General features: G+C 73.3%; 16 protein-coding genes and 1 tRNA gene. 9 read left to right on the plus strand and 8 right to left on the minus strand.

What is annotated here, in order from left to right:
* Positions 1-49: 49 nt before the first annotated feature.
* Positions 50-1,384, plus strand: a complete 1,335-nt coding sequence (locus ABZ444_RS16010; RefSeq protein ID WP_357996568.1) for an MFS transporter — start codon at positions 50-52, stop codon at positions 1,382-1,384.
* On the opposite strand, the gene ABZ444_RS16015 is transcribed toward ABZ444_RS16010, so the two are convergent.
* Positions 1,347-2,318 (minus strand): LacI family DNA-binding transcriptional regulator, encoded by a 972-nt coding sequence (locus tag ABZ444_RS16015; RefSeq protein WP_357996709.1) that lies wholly within the window; start codon positions 2,316-2,318, stop codon positions 1,347-1,349. The genes ABZ444_RS16010 and ABZ444_RS16015 overlap by 38 nt on opposite strands.
* A gap of 87 nt (positions 2,319-2,405) precedes the next feature.
* Here ABZ444_RS16015 and ABZ444_RS16020 point away from each other — a divergent pair, with 87 nt between their 5' ends.
* Together ABZ444_RS16020 and ABZ444_RS16025 are read left to right on the plus strand one after the other, a co-directional pair.
* Positions 2,406-3,572 carry an MFS transporter gene (locus ABZ444_RS16020; RefSeq protein ID WP_357996570.1) on the plus strand — a complete coding sequence of 389 codons (1,167 nt, stop codon included), beginning with the start codon at positions 2,406-2,408 and terminating at the stop codon, positions 3,570-3,572.
* A 14-nt stretch (positions 3,573-3,586) separates the two neighbouring features.
* Complete coding sequence (locus ABZ444_RS16025) at positions 3,587-4,252, plus strand: hypothetical protein (protein WP_357996573.1); 666 nt, start codon at positions 3,587-3,589, stop codon at positions 4,250-4,252.
* On the opposite strand, the gene ABZ444_RS16030 is transcribed toward ABZ444_RS16025, so the two are convergent.
* Positions 4,224-4,760, minus strand: a complete 537-nt coding sequence (locus ABZ444_RS16030; RefSeq protein WP_357996576.1) for a cysteine dioxygenase family protein — start codon at positions 4,758-4,760, stop codon at positions 4,224-4,226. The two genes, ABZ444_RS16025 and ABZ444_RS16030, sit on opposite strands and share 29 nt — an antisense overlap.
* 388 nt (positions 4,761-5,148) lie before the next feature.
* Positions 5,149-6,009 carry an amidohydrolase gene (locus ABZ444_RS16035; RefSeq protein WP_357996579.1) on the minus strand — a complete coding sequence of 287 codons (861 nt, stop codon included), beginning with the start codon at positions 6,007-6,009 and terminating at the stop codon, positions 5,149-5,151.
* Between the two features lie 241 nt (positions 6,010-6,250).
* Between ABZ444_RS16035 and ABZ444_RS16040 the strand changes: the two genes are divergently transcribed.
* Positions 6,251-7,234 carry a LacI family DNA-binding transcriptional regulator gene (locus ABZ444_RS16040; RefSeq protein WP_357996582.1) on the plus strand — a complete coding sequence of 328 codons (984 nt, stop codon included), beginning with the start codon at positions 6,251-6,253 and terminating at the stop codon, positions 7,232-7,234.
* Here ABZ444_RS16040 and ABZ444_RS16045 read toward each other — a convergent pair.
* Entirely contained in the window at positions 7,176-8,507 is a 1,332-nt protein-coding gene (locus ABZ444_RS16045; RefSeq protein WP_357996585.1) for an aromatic amino acid ammonia-lyase, read from the minus strand. The genes ABZ444_RS16040 and ABZ444_RS16045 overlap by 59 nt on opposite strands.
* Before the next feature lie 10 nt (positions 8,508-8,517).
* Positions 8,518-8,898, minus strand: coding sequence for a phage holin family protein (locus ABZ444_RS16050; protein ID WP_357996589.1), 381 nt, complete (start codon positions 8,896-8,898; stop codon positions 8,518-8,520).
* Between the two features lie 115 nt (positions 8,899-9,013).
* Between ABZ444_RS16050 and ABZ444_RS16055 the strand changes: the two genes are divergently transcribed.
* Complete coding sequence (locus ABZ444_RS16055) at positions 9,014-9,289, plus strand: hypothetical protein (RefSeq protein WP_352319467.1); 276 nt, start codon at positions 9,014-9,016, stop codon at positions 9,287-9,289.
* 6 nt (positions 9,290-9,295) lie between these two features.
* Here ABZ444_RS16055 and ABZ444_RS16060 read toward each other — a convergent pair whose 3' ends face one another.
* Together ABZ444_RS16060 and ABZ444_RS16065 are read right to left on the minus strand one after the other, a co-directional pair.
* Positions 9,296-10,069: an FAD:protein FMN transferase gene (locus ABZ444_RS16060; RefSeq protein ID WP_357996592.1), complete on the minus strand. Its 774-nt coding sequence runs from the start codon at positions 10,067-10,069 to the stop codon at positions 9,296-9,298.
* A gap of 50 nt (positions 10,070-10,119) precedes the next feature.
* Complete coding sequence (locus ABZ444_RS16065; protein ID WP_357996595.1) at positions 10,120-10,827, minus strand: hypothetical protein; 708 nt, start codon at positions 10,825-10,827, stop codon at positions 10,120-10,122.
* A 52-nt stretch (positions 10,828-10,879) separates the two neighbouring features.
* On the opposite strand from ABZ444_RS16065, the gene ABZ444_RS16070 reads away from it, so the two are divergent.
* The 4 genes from ABZ444_RS16070 to ABZ444_RS16085 all read left to right on the plus strand — a co-directional run bounded on the left by ABZ444_RS16070 (position 10,880) and on the right by ABZ444_RS16085 (position 15,044).
* Positions 10,880-11,272 carry an OsmC family protein gene (locus ABZ444_RS16070; RefSeq protein WP_352319472.1) on the plus strand — a complete coding sequence of 131 codons (393 nt, stop codon included), beginning with the start codon at positions 10,880-10,882 and terminating at the stop codon, positions 11,270-11,272.
* 286 nt (positions 11,273-11,558) lie between these two features.
* Positions 11,559-12,482, plus strand: a complete 924-nt coding sequence (locus tag ABZ444_RS16075; protein ID WP_357996599.1) for a nucleoside hydrolase — start codon at positions 11,559-11,561, stop codon at positions 12,480-12,482.
* A 41-nt stretch (positions 12,483-12,523) separates the two neighbouring features.
* Positions 12,524-12,600, plus strand: a tRNA-Lys gene (locus tag ABZ444_RS16080).
* 80 nt (positions 12,601-12,680) lie between these two features.
* Positions 12,681-15,044 (plus strand): helicase-associated domain-containing protein, encoded by a 2,364-nt coding sequence (locus tag ABZ444_RS16085; RefSeq protein ID WP_357996602.1) that lies wholly within the window; start codon positions 12,681-12,683, stop codon positions 15,042-15,044.
* Here the strand turns inward: ABZ444_RS16085 and ABZ444_RS16090 are convergent, their stop codons facing one another.
* The gene (locus tag ABZ444_RS16090; RefSeq protein WP_357996605.1) at positions 15,045-15,605 is read right to left on the minus strand and encodes an NADAR family protein; all 561 of its coding nucleotides are present in this window, start codon (positions 15,603-15,605) and stop codon (positions 15,045-15,047) included. It lies immediately after the preceding gene.
* Positions 15,606-15,618 lie beyond the last annotated feature (13 nt).

Genomic DNA, 15,618 nt, shown 5'->3' on the forward strand with positions numbered 1-15,618 from the left:
TATCCGAAACCATAGCCCGCTCGGGAGCCGATTAAGCAGCATCGGGGATGTGAGAGCGGCGACGTACGGCGACGTGTTCGCGGTCAAGGAGTTCCGGGTGCTGTTCGGCAGCTTCGCGCTGCTGATCACCGGGGAATCGATCAAGATGCTGGCCCTGTCCGTGCTGGTGTACGCGCGGACGGGCTCCCCGGGGTTGTCGGCGGCGGCGTACATGGCGGGGTGGCTGCCGTACATCGTGGGCGGCATGTTCCTGCTGTCGCTGGCCGACCGGCTGCGGCCCCGGGCGCTGATGGTGACCGGCGAGCTGGTCAGGGCGGCGGTGTGCCTGCTGCTCGCCTACGCCGGGCTGCCGGTGTGGGGGATGCTGGCGCTGGTGCTGGTCAGCGGGCTGTTCTCGCCGGTGTTCGGCGCGGCCAGGTCGGCTGCGCTGCCGGACGTCCTGCCGGGGGACGCGTTCGTGCTCGGCCGGTCGGTGCTCGGGATCGCCTCGGCGGCCTCCCAGGTCGGCGGGCTCGCGGCCGGAGGCGCGTTCCTGGCCTTCGCCGGGGCGCCCGGCGCGCTGGCCGCCACCGCCGCGCTGTCGGCGGTGGGCGCGGTGGTCCTGCGGTTCGGCCTGCCCGACCGTCCCGCCCGCGCCGCCGCCGGGAGCGGCGGGACGGGGGCCGTGCGGCAGACGATGCGGGTGAACCGGTCGCTGCTGGCCGACCGGCGGGTGCGCGGGTTGCTGCTGGCCGGCTGGCTGCCGACGATGTGCCTGGCCGGGGCGGAGGCGATGATCGTGCCGTACCTGGGCGGCGAGGGGCGGGCGGGCGTGGTGCTCGCCGCCGCGGCGGCCGGGATGGCGGTGGGGGAGTTCAGCGTGGGCAGGTTCGCCGCGCCGCCGCTGCGGGAGCGGCTGTCGGCACCGCTCGCCGTGCTGCTCGGGGTGCCGTGGCTGGGGTTCGCGCTCGGGCCGGGCGCGGGGTGGGCCGCGGTGCTGGCCGCGTGCGCGGCCGCGGGGCTGTCGTACCAGCTCGGGTTGCAGCGGCGGTTCGTGGACGCGGTGCCCGAGGAGGGGCGCGGGCAGGCGTTCGGGCTGCAGTCGGCGGGGCTGATGACGGGGCAGGCGGCCGGGGCGGCGCTGGTCGGCGCGCTGGGTGAGACGATCGGGCCGGGTGCCGCGATCGTCGCGGCGGGCGCGGCGGGCGTCCTGGTCGCCCTGGCCCTGATCGGGCCCCTGCGCCCGCCGCGCCCTTCCACGCCCTCCGGCGCCGCCGGTTCCTCCCGTGCCGCCGGTTCCTCCCGTGCCGCCGGTTCCTCCCGTGCCGCCGGTTCCTCCGGTTCCTCCGGCACGGTCGGGGCGCCGGTCACGTCGCCGGAAGTTCCCCGGAGCCCCGCGGGATGAGACGCACGGGCAGCTCGACGTGCTCCGGCGGCCCGCCGTCACCGCGCAGGCGGCGGAACAGCAGCTCGGCGGCCACCCGGCCCATCCACGCCGGATCCTGCGCCACCACGCTCACCCCCGGCCGCAGCAGGTCGGCCAGCTCGAAGTCGTCGAACCCCACGAGCGCGAGCCGCCGCTCCGGAAGGGCCCGCAACGCGGTCACCATGAGCCGCCCGTTCCCGGTGAACAGCGCGGTCGGCGGCGCGTCCAGGGCGAGCATGCGCCGCAGGTCGGCCCGTACGTCGTCGAGCGACGGCGGGCGCATCGCCACCAGCCGCGGGTCGAACAGCCCCCCGAGCGCCCGCCGGTAACCCGCCAGCCGTTGCGCCGCGGTGTAGATCGCCGGATCGTCCCCCAGGAACGCGATCCTGTGGTGCCCGTGCGTGAGCAGGTGCCGGACGGCCTGCTCGGCCCCGCCCGCGTTGTCGGCGAGCACGGTGTCCACGTCGATCCCCGGCTCGGGCGGCCGGTCGGCGAACACCACGGGCGTGCCGGCCTCCAGCTCGCCCCGCAGGTAGGCGTGGTCGTCGCCGGCCGGGACGACGATCAGCCCGTCCACCCTGCGCGCGCAGAACGTCTCGACCAGCTCGCGCTCCCGGCCCGGCTCCTCGCCCGAGGACCCGCTGAGCAGCAGGCAGCCGTGGTCGATGACGACGTCCTCGACGGCCCGGCTGAGACCGGCGTAGAAGGGGTCGGCGACGTCCTCGATGACCAGCCCGATGGTGGCGGTCATGCCCGTGCGCAGGACCCGGGCGCTCTCGTTACGGCTGTAGCCCAGCCGGTCGATGGCCGCCCGCACCCGCTCGGCGGTGGCCGGATGGACGCCGGGCTCGCCGTTGACCACGCGCGAGACGGTCTTGAGCGCCACGCCCGCCGCCGACGCGACGTCCTTCATCGTCGGTCTCACGCATGGATCATGTCCTACTCCACCCGGGCGGACAACGTTGTCAGACGCCTGTGCCAGAGTAGGTGCCCTATGCCGTTGCGTCACGTCTTGCTGGTGGCCGGGTTCGTGCTGGCCGCGCTCAACCTGAGGCCCGCCATTGCGGGCCTGTCGCCGCTCCTCGACGAGATCATGAAAGACCTGGGGCTGTCGCCGTCGGGCGGCGGCGCGATCACCACCGTCATGGTGGTCTGCCTGGGCGTGTTCGGCCCGCTGGCCCCGCTGCTCGCGCGGCGCATCGGCCTGGACAGGACACTGCTGGCCGGCCTGCTCGTGGTCGCGGCGGGCGAGTGCCTGCGCGGGCTCGACGGCGTTCCCATGCTCTACCTGGGCTCGGCGCTGGCCGCGACCGCCATCGCCGTCATGAACGTCTCCATGCCCGGCATCGTCAAGCAGCACTTCCCCACCCGCGTCAACCTGCTCACCGGCGTCTACGTCGCGGCCGTGGTGGCCGGCGCGGCCGGGGCCTCGGCCCTGGTGATCCCGCTGGAGCGGGCCACCGGGTTCGACTGGCGCGGCGTCTCGGCGCTGCTCGCCGTGCCCGCCGTGCTCGCGGCCCTGCTCTGGCTGCCGCAGGCGGTCCGGGGCGGGCCCGCCGAGCAGGGCGGCCCGAGACCGTTCGGCGCCGTCCTGCGCAGCCGCGTCACCTGGTACGTGACCGCCCTCATGGGCCTGCAGTCGCTCACCTTCTACGTCATGCTGGCCTGGCTGCCGACCATCTTCCTCGACGCCGGCCTGCCCGCCGACCAGGCCGGTTACCTGCTCAGCCTGACGAACCTGGTCCAGGTCGCGACCTCGCTCGCGGTGCCGGTGCTGGCCGGCCGCCGGGCCTCGCAGGTGCCGTACGTGGTGGGCGCCGGCGTGCTGACCGTGCTCGGCTACCTCGGCGTGCTGCTGGCCCCGGCCACCGTGCCGTGGTTGTGGATGATCGTGCTCGGCATCGGCCAGGGGGCCTCGTTCGCGCTGGCGCTGCTGATCATCGCCTTGCGCCCGGCCGATCCGGCCGGCGTGACCGCGCTGTCGGCCGTGGCCCAGTCGGTGGGGTACGTCGTGGCCGCTCTGGGCCCGCTGCTGTTCGGCTACCTCAGGGAGGTCTCGGGCGGCTGGACCGTGCCGCTGACGGTCGGCCTGGGGGTCCTCGGGGCCCAGCTGGTGGCTGGATGGTTCGCCGGACGCCCTGCTACCTTAGGTAAGGCTAACCTGTAGAAGGGATCCGCAGCGTGCTGACCGAGGCTCTCCAGCGTCTGGCCGACGGCCGGGGCGGTGTCATCGGGGTCGAGCCGGGGCTCGTGATCGACCCCGACGAGAGCTGGACGGCCGCCGCCGACCTGGTGCGGGAGCCGTACACGCTGTTGGAGGGCCTGGTCGCGCAGACGGCAGCGCGCTGGAACGCGCCCCGGCACGTCGGCGCGGCGCTGTTCTGGAAGACCTTCGGCTACTGGCACAGCCTGCCCATGGCGCTCGGCTGGGCCCTCGACGGCCGCATCCCCGTCATGCGGCTGGCCGACACGTACTTCAGGGTCTCCGACGCCGGCGTGACGATCGCCGCCACCCGCGTCAGCTGGGGCACCGGCGTCGAACCCATCCGCGAGTCGCTGGCCGAGGCGCAGCAGCCGCTGGTCAAGGCCATCAGCGCGCTCGCCAAGGTCGGCGAGCGCACGTTGTGGGGCTCGACCGCCGAGGCGTTCGCCCATCCGCTGACCTGCATCGTCAAGGGCGACTACATGGCCCTGCTCGCCGAGCTCGGCAGCCCGGTCGACGGGCTGGTCGAGCCCGCCGACGACGGCTACTTCCGCAGGACGTGCTGCCTGTGGATCACCCTGCCCGACGTCGAGGCGTGCGGGAGCTGCTGCGTGCTCAGGCCACAGCGACCGGCTCGTCCATAGGACGCAGTTCGTCGGCGTAGCTCACCGACACCCGGCGCATGACGCCGCTGTCGTCGATGGAGTACTGGCCGAGCCGCCACAACGGCGGCGAGTACGCGTGGATCGAGACGCTCTCGCCCTCCGCGCCGCCGAGCCGGTGGATGTGGTCGGGACCGAACGAGAACGACTGCCCGGCGGACACCACGGTCTCCAGGTGCTCGCCGCCGATGCGCGGGTTGCACTCCTGCAACGCCCCCTGCACGACGTGCACCGCGCCCGAGGAGATGTCGTGGTCGTGCCAGCCCGTGTCGTCCTCGGGACGCCAGCACAGCACCCAGACGTCCACGTAGGCGTCCCGGTACAGGGAGGCGTAGTGCCGCCCGCCGTCGGCCGGGAAGTCGACCATGTCACGCCACTCCCGCGGGTTGGCGGCCAGCTCGTCGACCAGGTCGCGCAGCTCGCGCCGGTCGAGCGTACGCTCCGGCAGCCCGGCACACACGCCCCCGCCCTGGATCTGGATGTCACTCACGTACGAGTCTCCTTTCTGTGTCTAATGGCCTCACTGCGTGAGGCGGCTCGGTCGCCTGTATGCCGGCGTCTTCCCCCGCTCTGGTCGCTGCGCTCCCGCCGCTCCTCCAGACGCCGGCGCTCCCTCGCGGGTCTAACGGCCTCACTGCGTGAGGCGGGCGCTGTATCTGATTGCCTCACTGCGTGAGGCGGCTCGGTCGCCTGTGCGCCGGTGCCTTCCTCCGCTCTGGTCGCTGCGCTCCCGCCGCTCCTCCAGGCACCGGCGCTCCCTTGCGGGTCTGATTGCCTCACTGCGTGAGGCGGCTCGGTCGCCTGTATGCCGGTGCCTTCCCCCGCTCTGGTCGCTGCGCTCCCGCCGCTCCTCCAGGCACCGGCGCTCCCTCGCGGGTTCATGTTTGGGGGAGGCCCAGGAGGCGGCGGGGGTTGGTGGACTGGATGGCGTGGCGGGCGGCGGTGCCGAGGCCGGGGTCGGGGGCGGTGGCGTACGGGGCGTCGGAGCCGTTGACGACGACGTCCACGCCCAGCTCGCGGACGATCGCGTCGATGGCACGCGGCCCGTACGAGGACGTCTCCACGTAGAAACCGGGATCGACCAGGCCGCGCCCGGTGCCGCCACGGGCGATGAGCCGTTCGGAGTGCAACGGCGCGAGCCCGGCCAGCAGCGCGAAGCACACCCGCAGCCGAGGATGCCGGGGCCGGACCACGGCGTGGAAGTGGTGCCAGGCCGCGTGCATCTGCTGCACGTACGGCACCAGCGCCGGCCACCACGGCGGCGCCCCCGGCGGCGGCGGCACGGCGGCCGGCCCCGGATGCACGAACAGCGGCAGGTCCCGCTCGGTGAGCACGTCGAGCAGCCGGTCGTCCGGTACGGCGGTGGCCGGGATCTGCAGCCCGGCCAGCCCCCGGTCGAGGTCCTTGGCCAGCCGCTCCGGATCGGGCTCGCTGTGACAGGTCGCCGCCCACACCCCGAACGGCTCGCCCAGCCCGAGCGCGCCCTCGTGGTAGGCGTCGATCACCGGCCAGGCCTCCTCCGGCGGCAGGAACTCCACGCCCAGCGGGCTCGACATCGACACCAGCGCCAGGTCGAGCCCGGTCGTGTCCCGGTGCTCGTGGTCGGCCGGGTTCACCTCGTACGGCGGCTCGCCGTCGAGCAGCAGCGTCCAGCCGTCGAGCCGGGGCGGGACGGTGCGAGCGCGCAGCGCGGCGACGAACGAATCCGTCCACAGATGCTGGTGCACGTCGATGCTCACGATCACACCTCCCTCTATTTCCTACTGAGATTACAGGTAAACGAAGTGTACTGCGAAATCAAGCAGGTGAACCGTTTCACTGATACGGTTCAGTGAAACGCTTCACTGTCCCTTTTGTCAACGGTTGGCACGTCGAGGGCGGGCCAAGAAGAACCCCGCGAGCCCGTGCGGGAACCCGGCTTCTGTCGGTGGCAGGCAATAGGCTGGCGGGATGCCGCGGAAGAGAGCGACGATTCGGGAAGTGGCCCGCGCGACCGGCCTGTCTCCGGCGGCCGTCTCCTATGCGCTGCGCGGCATGCAGGTCTCGGAGGAGACGATGGAGCGCGTGCGCGCCGCCGCCGCCGAGCTCGGCTACGAGGCCGACCCCATCGCCAGGGCCCTGGCCAGCGGCCGCACGGGCATGATCGGCCTGCTCTGCGGCTCGCTCGAAGACCTGTGGCAGCAGTCGCTGGCGGTCGGCATCAGCAGGGGGCTGCGGGAGAAAGACCGCTATGCCCTGATCCTCGACGCGGTCGGCGACCCCGACCGCGAGCGGGTGCTCGCCCAGCAGCTCCGCGACCAGCGCGTCGACGGCATGATCGTGCAGCCGGTCGATCCGGCCGCGCCGTTCTGGGCCGAGTTGTGCGAGTCGCTGCCCGTCGTCGCGATCGGCGACTCACTGGCGGGCACGGCGGGCGAGGTCGTCTTCGACAACCGCCGGGGTGTCACGCTGGCCCTGGAACACCTGGCCGGCCTCGGTCACCGCCGGGTTGCCGTGCTCACGCCCACCCAGGCCAGCACCCCCGACCGTCCGGCCGACGTGCACGTCCTGGCCGAGGCCGACCGGCTGGGGCTCGACATCGAGGTCGTCACGGCCCCCCACGACCTGGCGGCGGCCACCTCGGCGGCCCACGAGATCCTCTCCACGTCCAGGCCGGGCGCGGTCTTCTGCTTCGCCGACTCCATCGCCTACGGCGTCTACGCCGCGGCCAAGGAGCTGGGCCTGTCCATCCCCGGCGACGTGTCGGTCATGGGCTACGACGACCATCCCATGTCGGGCCTGCTCACCCCCGGCCTGACCACCGTCGACTGGGACATCGACGGCATCGTCAGGGCCGCGGTGCGCCTCATCGTGGCCGCGGCCGACGGCGGCACCCGCCGCCGCCGCGTGGTCCAGGAGCCGACGCTCAGGGAGCGTGGCTCGGTCGCGCAAGCGCCGCCCGCGCCTCGTCCAGCTCGTCGGTGAGCTGCCCGTCGGGCCGTGCCCCCTTGCGGGCCCGCACGGCGGCGGCGCGCTCGCAGGCCAGCACGATCTCCAGCGGTTCGAGGCAGCGCAGCGCGTGGCGGGCGGCCTGGGTGGCGAAACCGGCGTGGTCCTCGGTGCCCAGCGAGATCACCGCGGTCCCGGTCGTCACGGGGGCCGCGAGGTGGCGCAGCTCGGCCAGGGCGTCCTGGGCCACGTACTCCAGGATCATGAGCCCGGAGGCGCCCGGCCGGTCGGCCAGGAAGGGCAGCTGCCCGGTGTAGGCGGGGTTCATGAGGGTGGCCAGGCGGGCGGTGCTGAGCTGGGCCGTCTGGGCCAGCGCGGCGCGCAGCGCGTCGAGGGCCAGGGCCACCGGGGCCGAGTGGAAGTTGCCGTTGTGCCAGGCCAGGGTGCCGGTGACGAGCGGGTTCTCGGTGGCGGCGTTCAGGTCGGTCTCGACGGTGGCGGTGGCACGCTCCAACGCGTCCACGGCCGCGCCGTGCACCTGCGCGAAGGCGCGGTAACCGTACGGGTCCTGGACGCGGGTGGCCAGCTCGTGGGTGAGCAGGCCGCGCAGGCGTCCGGCCACGCGTGACTGGCCCGGATGCGGCCTGGCCTCCTGGACGGCGGCGGCCAGCGGCTCGGCGGAGGCGTCGACCGCGGTGAAGGACAGGGCGGCCACGTCGACGGCGGCCTCCAGCAGAGCGCCCAGCCGGTGGCAGGCCAGCGCGGCGTCGGCCAGCGTGGCCGCGCCCGAGCTGATGAAGGGCAGCGCGTCGCCGGAGGCGAGCGCGAAGCGCGGCCCGGCCGTCTCCTCGCCCGCCCGCCGCCAGGGCACCTCACCCAGCAGGCACAGGGCCGTGGTGGCGAGCGCGGTCAGGTCGCCGGTGCCGATCGCGCCGTACGTGCGGACCGGCGGCGTGAACCCGCCCGCGACCGCCTCGGCCAGGACGGGCAGCACGGCCGGGTCGATGCCCGAGCCGCCCGCCATGAGCTGGTTGAGCCGCACGACGAGCATGGCCCGCGCGCGTTCGGCCGCCACCAGGGGACCCGCTCCGCAGGCGTGGCTGCGCAGCAGGTCGAGGCCGGGGGAGTCGAGCCGGACGTCCCGGTTGGCGCCCACGCCCGTGCTGCGGCCGTAGACGGGGCCGGTCAGCCCCTGGGCGGTGGCCCACGAGGCCCGGGCCCGATCGAGGGAACCGATCGTGACCCGGGCCCGGCCGTGGGCGGCTTCGTGCACCTGGGCGCAGGTCAGGCCGGCGCCGTTGAGCTGCATGGGGAGGGGATCAGTCGTTGTCGGGGATGAACAGGCCGAGCAGCCAGCTGACCACGCTGATGATGATCGCGCCCCAGAAGGCGGCCGGGTAGAAGTTGTCGACGTGGAAGGGGATGTCGAACTGGCCGGCGATCCAGCTGGTCAGCAGCAGCATGGCCGCGTTGATGACGAGGAGGAACAACCCGAGGGTCAGCACGATGACCGCGCAGCCCAGCGCCTTGACGATCGGCTTCACGGTGGCGTTGACGACACCGAAGATCAGGGCCACGAGGAGCAGCACGCCCCAGTACTTGGCCGAGTTCTCCGGGGCGGTGATCCGGATGCCGTCGAGGACTTGGATGGCGACCCAGAGGGCGGCGGCCGCGGCCACGGTTCTGATGATGAATCTCACGCTGGTTGATCCTCCCACTTCGCGATCGCCGGCGCGATAGATCGACTGTACGAAGCCGGTCGAGCACGCATGGTGGCGGCGGTTACCTGTGACTCATGTCGGGAAAGGGAGCGGGATGGACGCTAATGGTCTTGATTCGTTGCCCGCGGCGGAGTTGCACGACCGAGCGGTGCGGTACGCCGTACGCCATGGGGATCTGGGCTTCCTGTGGAACCTGCTGAAGGTGATCCCGGCCGCCGAGGCCGCGAGCGGTCACGAGAGTGAGACCGCCAACGACCTCAGCCGGGTGTCCGCGCTGCTCAGCGACGCGCTCGCGGCGGGCGAGGGTGAGCTGGGCGAGGCGTTGCGCCCGATCTACCTGGAGTATCTACGCGATCATCCCGACGCCTGAGCCCGCTCAGCCGGCCAGGCGCGCCCCCGCGGCGATGCCCGAGATGCCCGGCGTGCTGACCTCCTGGCCGTCCCGGAGCACGATCATGGTGTCGTACGCGCCGGCCTCGGCCAGGTCGGTCGCGAACCGCCTGGCCAGGGTGGGGCCCATGGCGTACATGGCGGTGGCGTAGGCGTCGGCCACGCCGAGGTCGGGGCCGATCACGGTGACCGAGCCGAGCGTCTGCTGGCGCTCCCCGGTGCGCGGGTCCACCACGGCCGCGCCGCCCGAGGTGGCGATGCCGAGGTCGTGGGCGAACAGCCCCTTCCTGACGACGTCGGTGTGCGGGTCGCGGATGCCGACGCGCCACGGCTTGCCCGGGGCGGCAGAGCCGCGCACCCTGATGTCGCCGCCCGCGTTGATGCGGTGGTCACCGGCGCCCGCGTTGCACAGCGCCCGCGACAGGCGTTCCAGGGCCCAGCCCTTGATGTAGCCGGAGGGGTCGATCACGCCGTTGATCCGGTGCTCGAACCAGCCGCCGGTCGCCTCGCCCAGCTCCTCGCAGCGGTGCAGGACCTCGACGAGCTCGGGGATCTGCCTGATGGTCAGGCCGTGGTTCAGGCGCCAGATCTGGCTGTCCTCCTTGGCCGGGCTGAAGGTGTCGGCCACCCAGCGCAACCAGGAGAAGGCGTCGTCGAGCAGGGGGGTGAGCTCTCGGGCCGGCAGAGCCGTGCGGATGTCCACGCTGACGGGCATGCCCATGACCGTGTCGACACGGGCGCTTCCGGGGAAAATCGTCACCTGGCCTCCTTGTCCGCTGCCCACGCTCTCACGTCGGCCGTAACGTGAGGCTAAACCTTTTGCCCTGGTTTGAAACGCACCTGTGATCTCGGGATCGCGAGGCGTGACAATGCGCCGCCGACGTACCTGGTGAACGGGCGCGGGCCCTCGACGACCACCTCGCGCTCGGCGATGTCGGGGATCTCGCGGCTGAGTCCGGAGGCGCTGATGCGCTCCTTGGCCCTCGGGTCGTGCTCGGCGCCGGTGACGAGGATGAGGCCGTACCTGGCCTCCAGGTCGCGCAGCTCGCTGGTGGCGCGCTCGGCCCGGTAGACCGCCACGGTGTCCGTCCCGGTGCCGCCGGTCAGCTGGGCGCGCAGGGTCTCCGGGTCCATGCCGGACGCGATCAGCACCCTGCCCCTGGTCTCGGGGACGACCGTGTGGCTGCGGACCGCCATGACCGCCGCCATCGCGTACAGCAGGAGTGAACCGACGCGGCTGAGTTCCGTCACGTACGCGGTGGAGCTCAGCTCGTGGGCCACCAGCAGCGCGCCGGCCAGGTAGCCGCCGAGCCGCAGCCGCTGCCTGGCCTGTTCGGTGCGGAGCAGATCGGCGGCCTTGACGATGGCGAAGCCGAGTGCGACGAGCAACGCCGCGGCGGCGTACGCGGTGGGCCGCCAGAGGTAGCCGAACCCGGGCTGGATCGCGCCGAACTCGGCGACCGCGACCCCGCACCAGAAGAGGATGGGACCGTGACTCGCATTCACCTCACTAGCCATGTCTACGACGATGCTGAAGGAACATGAGAGCTTTCTGAGTAAGGTCTGAAACATGGCTAACGTGCGTGTTGAGCGGACAGAAGACGGCGGTTTCCGGGCCACGAACGCCCGTGGCGCCGAGGTGAAGATCGGCGGCGGCGACGACGAGGGCGTGTTCACCCCGGTCGAGCTGCTGCTCGCGGCGGTGGGCGGCTGCAACATCGTGACCGTCGAGCCGCTCACGGCCAAGCGCGGGCACCGGCTGGTGCGCCTGGCCATGACGGTGGAGTCGGAGAAGGTCGAGCCGAACAAGCTCGGGCCGGTGACGGTCACCTACGACGTGGAGCTGCCCTCGGAGGAGGCCGACGAGGTCTTCAGGGCGGTGGCCGGGCGGGTGCACGACAAGTACTGCACGGTGAGCAGATCGTTGCAGGACGGTACAGAGGTTCGATTGGAGCTTCCCTAGTCGGATTAAACGCTTATTCGACCCCGTTATGACGCGACCGTTGCATTCGTCTCGGTAGCGTTGTAGCAGGTCGAGAGGCCACAACAGACCTTCACCGATGCGGACGCGGAGGGGGACCGCGGTCCGCGAGTGCGGGACCGCCGACGTTTTTGGGGGAAGACGTCGGCCTGGACCGCCACCGATCGGGGCCGGGCAGATTTGGGGGAACTGCCCGGCCCCGATCCATGCCCGCAGCCGGCCCCGGCGCTGTCCCGCCTGCCATCGGCCATGCGTATTGTCCTGTGGTGTGAAGAAAGTTCTCATCGACTGCGACCCCGGCATCGACGACGCGCTCGCCCTGGCCCTCGCCGCCGGCTCCCCCGACCTCGACGTCGTGGGCGTCACCACCGTGGGCGGCAACGTCGACCTGGAGCTGACCACCGCGAACGCGCTGGCGCTCAGGGAGTTCCTCGACCTCGGCGACGTGCCGGTCACGCCCGGCAGCGCGGGCGCCCTGCTGCACCGCACGGTCCGCGCCGGCCACGTGCACGGCGACACCGGTCTCGGCGACGTCGTCCTGCCCGCCCCCGTGCGCGCCCTGTCCGAGGGTCACGCGGTGGACTTCATCGTGGACGCCCTGCGTGCCGCCCCGGGCGAGATCACACTGGTCGCGGTGGGCCCGCTGACCAACATCGCCCTCGCCGTACGCCGCGAGCCCCGCGTCGTGGAGTGGGCCCGGGAGCTGGTGATCATGGGCGGTTCGTACACCCGCGGGAACCACAACCCGGCGGCCGAGTTCAACATGCTGGCCGACCCCGAGGCCGCGGCGATCGTCTTCGAGGCCGGCTGGCAGGTACGCCAGCTCGGCCTCGACGTGACCCTGTCCGCCCTGGTCACCGCGGACGTGCTCGATCGCATGCGGCCGCTCGGCCGGCTGTCGGAGCTGCTGGTGCCCGCCGCGCAGTTCTACGGCGTGGTGACGGCCGAGGGCGGCCCGGCCATCCACGACGCCTGTGCGGTGGCGTACGTGCTGGACCCGTCGTTGTTCACCTGCGTGCCGGCCGTGGTGAACGTGGAGACCGCCGGGACGTACACGCGGGGGATGACCGTCACCGACTTCGACCTGCGCGGACGGCAGGCGAACGCGCTGGTGGCGACGTCCGTGGACGTGAAGGGTTTCTGGGACCTGGTGCTGGGGGCGTACGGGCGGCTGGGGGAGCGGCTCGGCTGATGTGCGGGCACCGTTCGGCGGCTGATACAGTTAACCCTGTTGCGCCGCTAGCTCAGTTGGTTAGAGCAGCTGACTCTTAATCAGCGGGTCCGGGGTTCGAGTCCCTGGCGGCGCACCACACCGAAGCCGCCTGGTTCACCAGGCGGCTTCGCTGCTTTCCAGGCCCCTTCACTCCCCGCGGCTTGCGACAATCGGTCGGTGGACGAGACGTTTCTGGGGTGGCTGGCGGGGCTGGGGCGCGAGCGGCTGGCCGAGCTGCTGGCGGCGCGGCCCGATGTGTTGCGGCCCGTGCCGCCGCGGCGGCTGGCCGAGCTGGCCGAGCGGCTCGACGCGCCGGAGTCCGTGCACCTGGCGCTGTCCCGGACACCGCTGCCCTGCCTGCTGCTGGTCGAGGCGATCCTGGTGTCGGCCCGCAGCGGCCGGCCGCTGTCCGAGCTGGTGGCCGCCGGCGCCGACCTGCCGGGGCTGATCGACCGGCTCGAACGCGTCGCGCTCGTACGGCGGGGCGAGGGCGGGGCGCTGCACCTCGCCGCCGGGATGCCCGCGGTGCTGCCGGCGCCCCTGGGGCTCGGTCCCGGCCTGGCCTCGGTCCTGACGCACGTCACCGTGGCCGAGCTGACCGACGTGCACCGACGGCTGGGCGGCAGGGGTACGGCCCGCAAGGCCGTGCTGGTCGAGTCGATCACGGCGGCCCTCGCCGACCCCGAGCGGCTGGCCCGGCAGGTCGCCCATGCCCCCGCCGGAACCCGTGAGCTGCTGGACGACTTCCTCCAGCGCGGCCCCGGGCGCGTGCTCGACGAGTTCCCGGCCCGCGGCCACCGCCGGCAGCGGGCCGCGGCGTCCCCGGTGCAGTGGGCCGCCGACCACGGCCTGATCTGGAGCGTCGACTGGGAACGCACCTACGTCATGCCCATGGAGGTCGCGCTCGCGCTGCGCGGGCGCGACTACCGGGTCGAGCTTCCGTCCGGGCCGCCCGCGGTCCGGACCCGGCCGGTCGCCGCCGACCTGGTCGCGCACGAGGCGTCCGTGGCCGCCCTGCGGCTGCTGGACCGGGCCGCGGCGCTGCTGCAGGCCGCGGCGGGGGAGCCGTTGCCCGAGCTGAAGGGCGGTGGCGTCGGGGTGAAGGAGGTGCGCCGCCTGGCGAGCCGGCTCAGCTGCGACGAGGACGAGGTCCGCCTGCTGCTGGACCTGACGCACGCCGCCGGGCTGCTGGGCGCCAACCCGGTCACGCAGGTGCGCACGCGGCGGGCGACCGAGACGCGGCGCACCGGCGTCTCACCGACCAAGGGGTTCGACGCCTGGTTGCGGCTCTCGCCCGCCGGCCGGTACGTCGCGCTGGTCGAGGCGTGGTGGCGGCTGCCGATCAGCCCCACCCGCCGGTACGACGGCAAGCCGCGCCTCCCCCTGGCCCCCGCCGGGACCGGGACGCCGTCCAGCGTCATCCGCGAGGTGGTCTTCGGCCTTCTTCCCGGCGCGGCGTCGGTGGTGGACGCGGAGGAGGTGGCGCGGGCCGCGAGCTGGCACCTCCCGCTGGTGCAGCGGGAGAGCTGCCGCGAGGTCGTGCTGGCGGTGCTGGCCGAGTCGAGGCTGCTCGGACTGGTCGGCGCGGACGCCCTCAGCCCGCCCGGCCTGGCACTCCGGGCGACCCTTCCCGCCCTGTCCGTCCAGGAAGGCGCCGGTGAGAAGGCCGCGCCGGGGGGAGTGGACGAAGCCGCGGAGGGGCTGCTGGCGGGAGCCCGGCAGACGGCCTTGTTCGGGACCGACCTGACCGCCGTCGTCACCGGACCTCCGGCCGCCGCCCTGGCGGAGGTGCTCGACCGGGCCGCCGACCGCGAGCCCGGCGGTTCGTGGCGGTTCGGCCCGTCCTCGGTGCGTCGTGCCCTGGACGCCGGCCACACCGCCGACGGCCTCGTCGCGGCGCTGGCCGAGGTGGCCTCCGGCCCGCTGCCGCAGCCGCTGACGTACCTCATCCACGACGTCGCGCGGCGGCACGGCGAGATCGGCGTGGTCCCGGTGGGCTGCTGCGTGGTCGGCGACGACCATGCCCTGCTGGCCGAGCTGGCCGCGCACCGCAGCCTGGCCAAGCTGCGTCCGCGCCTGCTGGCCCCCACCGTCCTGGCCAGCGCGCTCGACCCGGCGCAGACGCTGGCCCTGCTCAGGGAGGCCGGCTATGCGCCGGTCGCCCGCGAGGCCGACGGCTCGCTGGCGGTGGCGTCCAGAAAGCCCAGGCGCGCCCCGGTCGCTCCGGCCCGCCGCGAGCAGGCGGTGCTCAGCCCCGAACGCGCCGCCGCCTGGCTGGTGACCACCGCCGGTGAGCCGACCCCGGTGCTCCAGGGGATCCGCGAGGTGTTCGCCCGGTACGCCACCGCCCTGCCCCCCAAGGCCCGCGAACGGGTGGCGATGGAGCTGCAGTACCACGGCACGGCCCGGATCGTCCACGACGGTGAGGAGCTGACGATCAGCGGCCCGGAGGTGCGCGGCGCCGACCTCGACGTGTGGTGCCACGAGCCCGCCGAGTTCCGGCGGCTGGACCTGGCCGAGATCACCAAGGTGCTGACCTGATCAGGCGTCCAGCTCGTCGCGGGCCGCCATCAGGGCGAAACCGAGCAGGTTCAGCCCCCGCCAGGTCGCCGCGGACGCGGCGCGCTCGTCGTCGGCGGCCAGGCCGATGCCCCAGACCCGGTCCAGCGGGCTGGCCTCGACCAGCACGTGCGCGCGGGTGCCGACCAGGAACTCCCGCAGGTCCGGGTGCGCCCCGAACTTGGCGAGAGAGGCCCGGGTGACGATGTCGAGCCGGTGTGCCGCCCACACGGCCTCGTCGAAGCCGCGCACGGTGCGGCCGAGCTTCTTGGCCTCGCCCGGGGTCGCGGCCAGGAGGATCCGGCCGGCGCTGTCGTGGTCGCCGAACAGCCATGCCTTGTGGGCCATCATGTAGTGCTCGGCCGAGGCGAAGGTGTGGTCGCCCTCGGTGAACGTCACCGGCCACCACTGCGACAGGCAGCCGCGGCCGGGGCCGCCGTCGCGGGCCGGGCGGTGGCCCCAGAAGTAGAGGTAGCGCGGCAGGCGGCCGTTCCGCTCCGCCTCGACGGCCTCGTGCACGGTACGGGGAAGCTGGTCGGACACGGCTCAACCGTCC

It is taken from the genome of Nonomuraea sp. NPDC005730, from assembly GCF_040630865.1.
Taxonomy (GTDB): Bacteria; Actinomycetota; Actinomycetes; order Streptosporangiales; family Streptosporangiaceae; genus Nonomuraea.

Coding starts and splice junctions, on each gene's coding strand:
- ABZ444_RS16070 (WP_352319472.1), top strand. CDS start 10,880: ATGGCTAACGTGCGTGTTGAGCGGACAGAAGACGGCGGTTTCCGGGCC.
- ABZ444_RS16055 (WP_352319467.1), top strand. CDS start 9,014: ATGGACGCTAATGGTCTTGATTCGTTGCCCGCGGCGGAGTTGCACGAC.
- ABZ444_RS16015 (WP_357996709.1), bottom strand. CDS start 2,318: ATGAAGGACGTCGCGTCGGCGGCGGGCGTGGCGCTCAAGACCGTCTCG.
- ABZ444_RS16065 (WP_357996595.1), bottom strand. CDS start 10,827: ATGGCTAGTGAGGTGAATGCGAGTCACGGTCCCATCCTCTTCTGGTGC.
- ABZ444_RS16045 (WP_357996585.1), bottom strand. CDS start 8,507: ATGCAGCTCAACGGCGCCGGCCTGACCTGCGCCCAGGTGCACGAAGCC.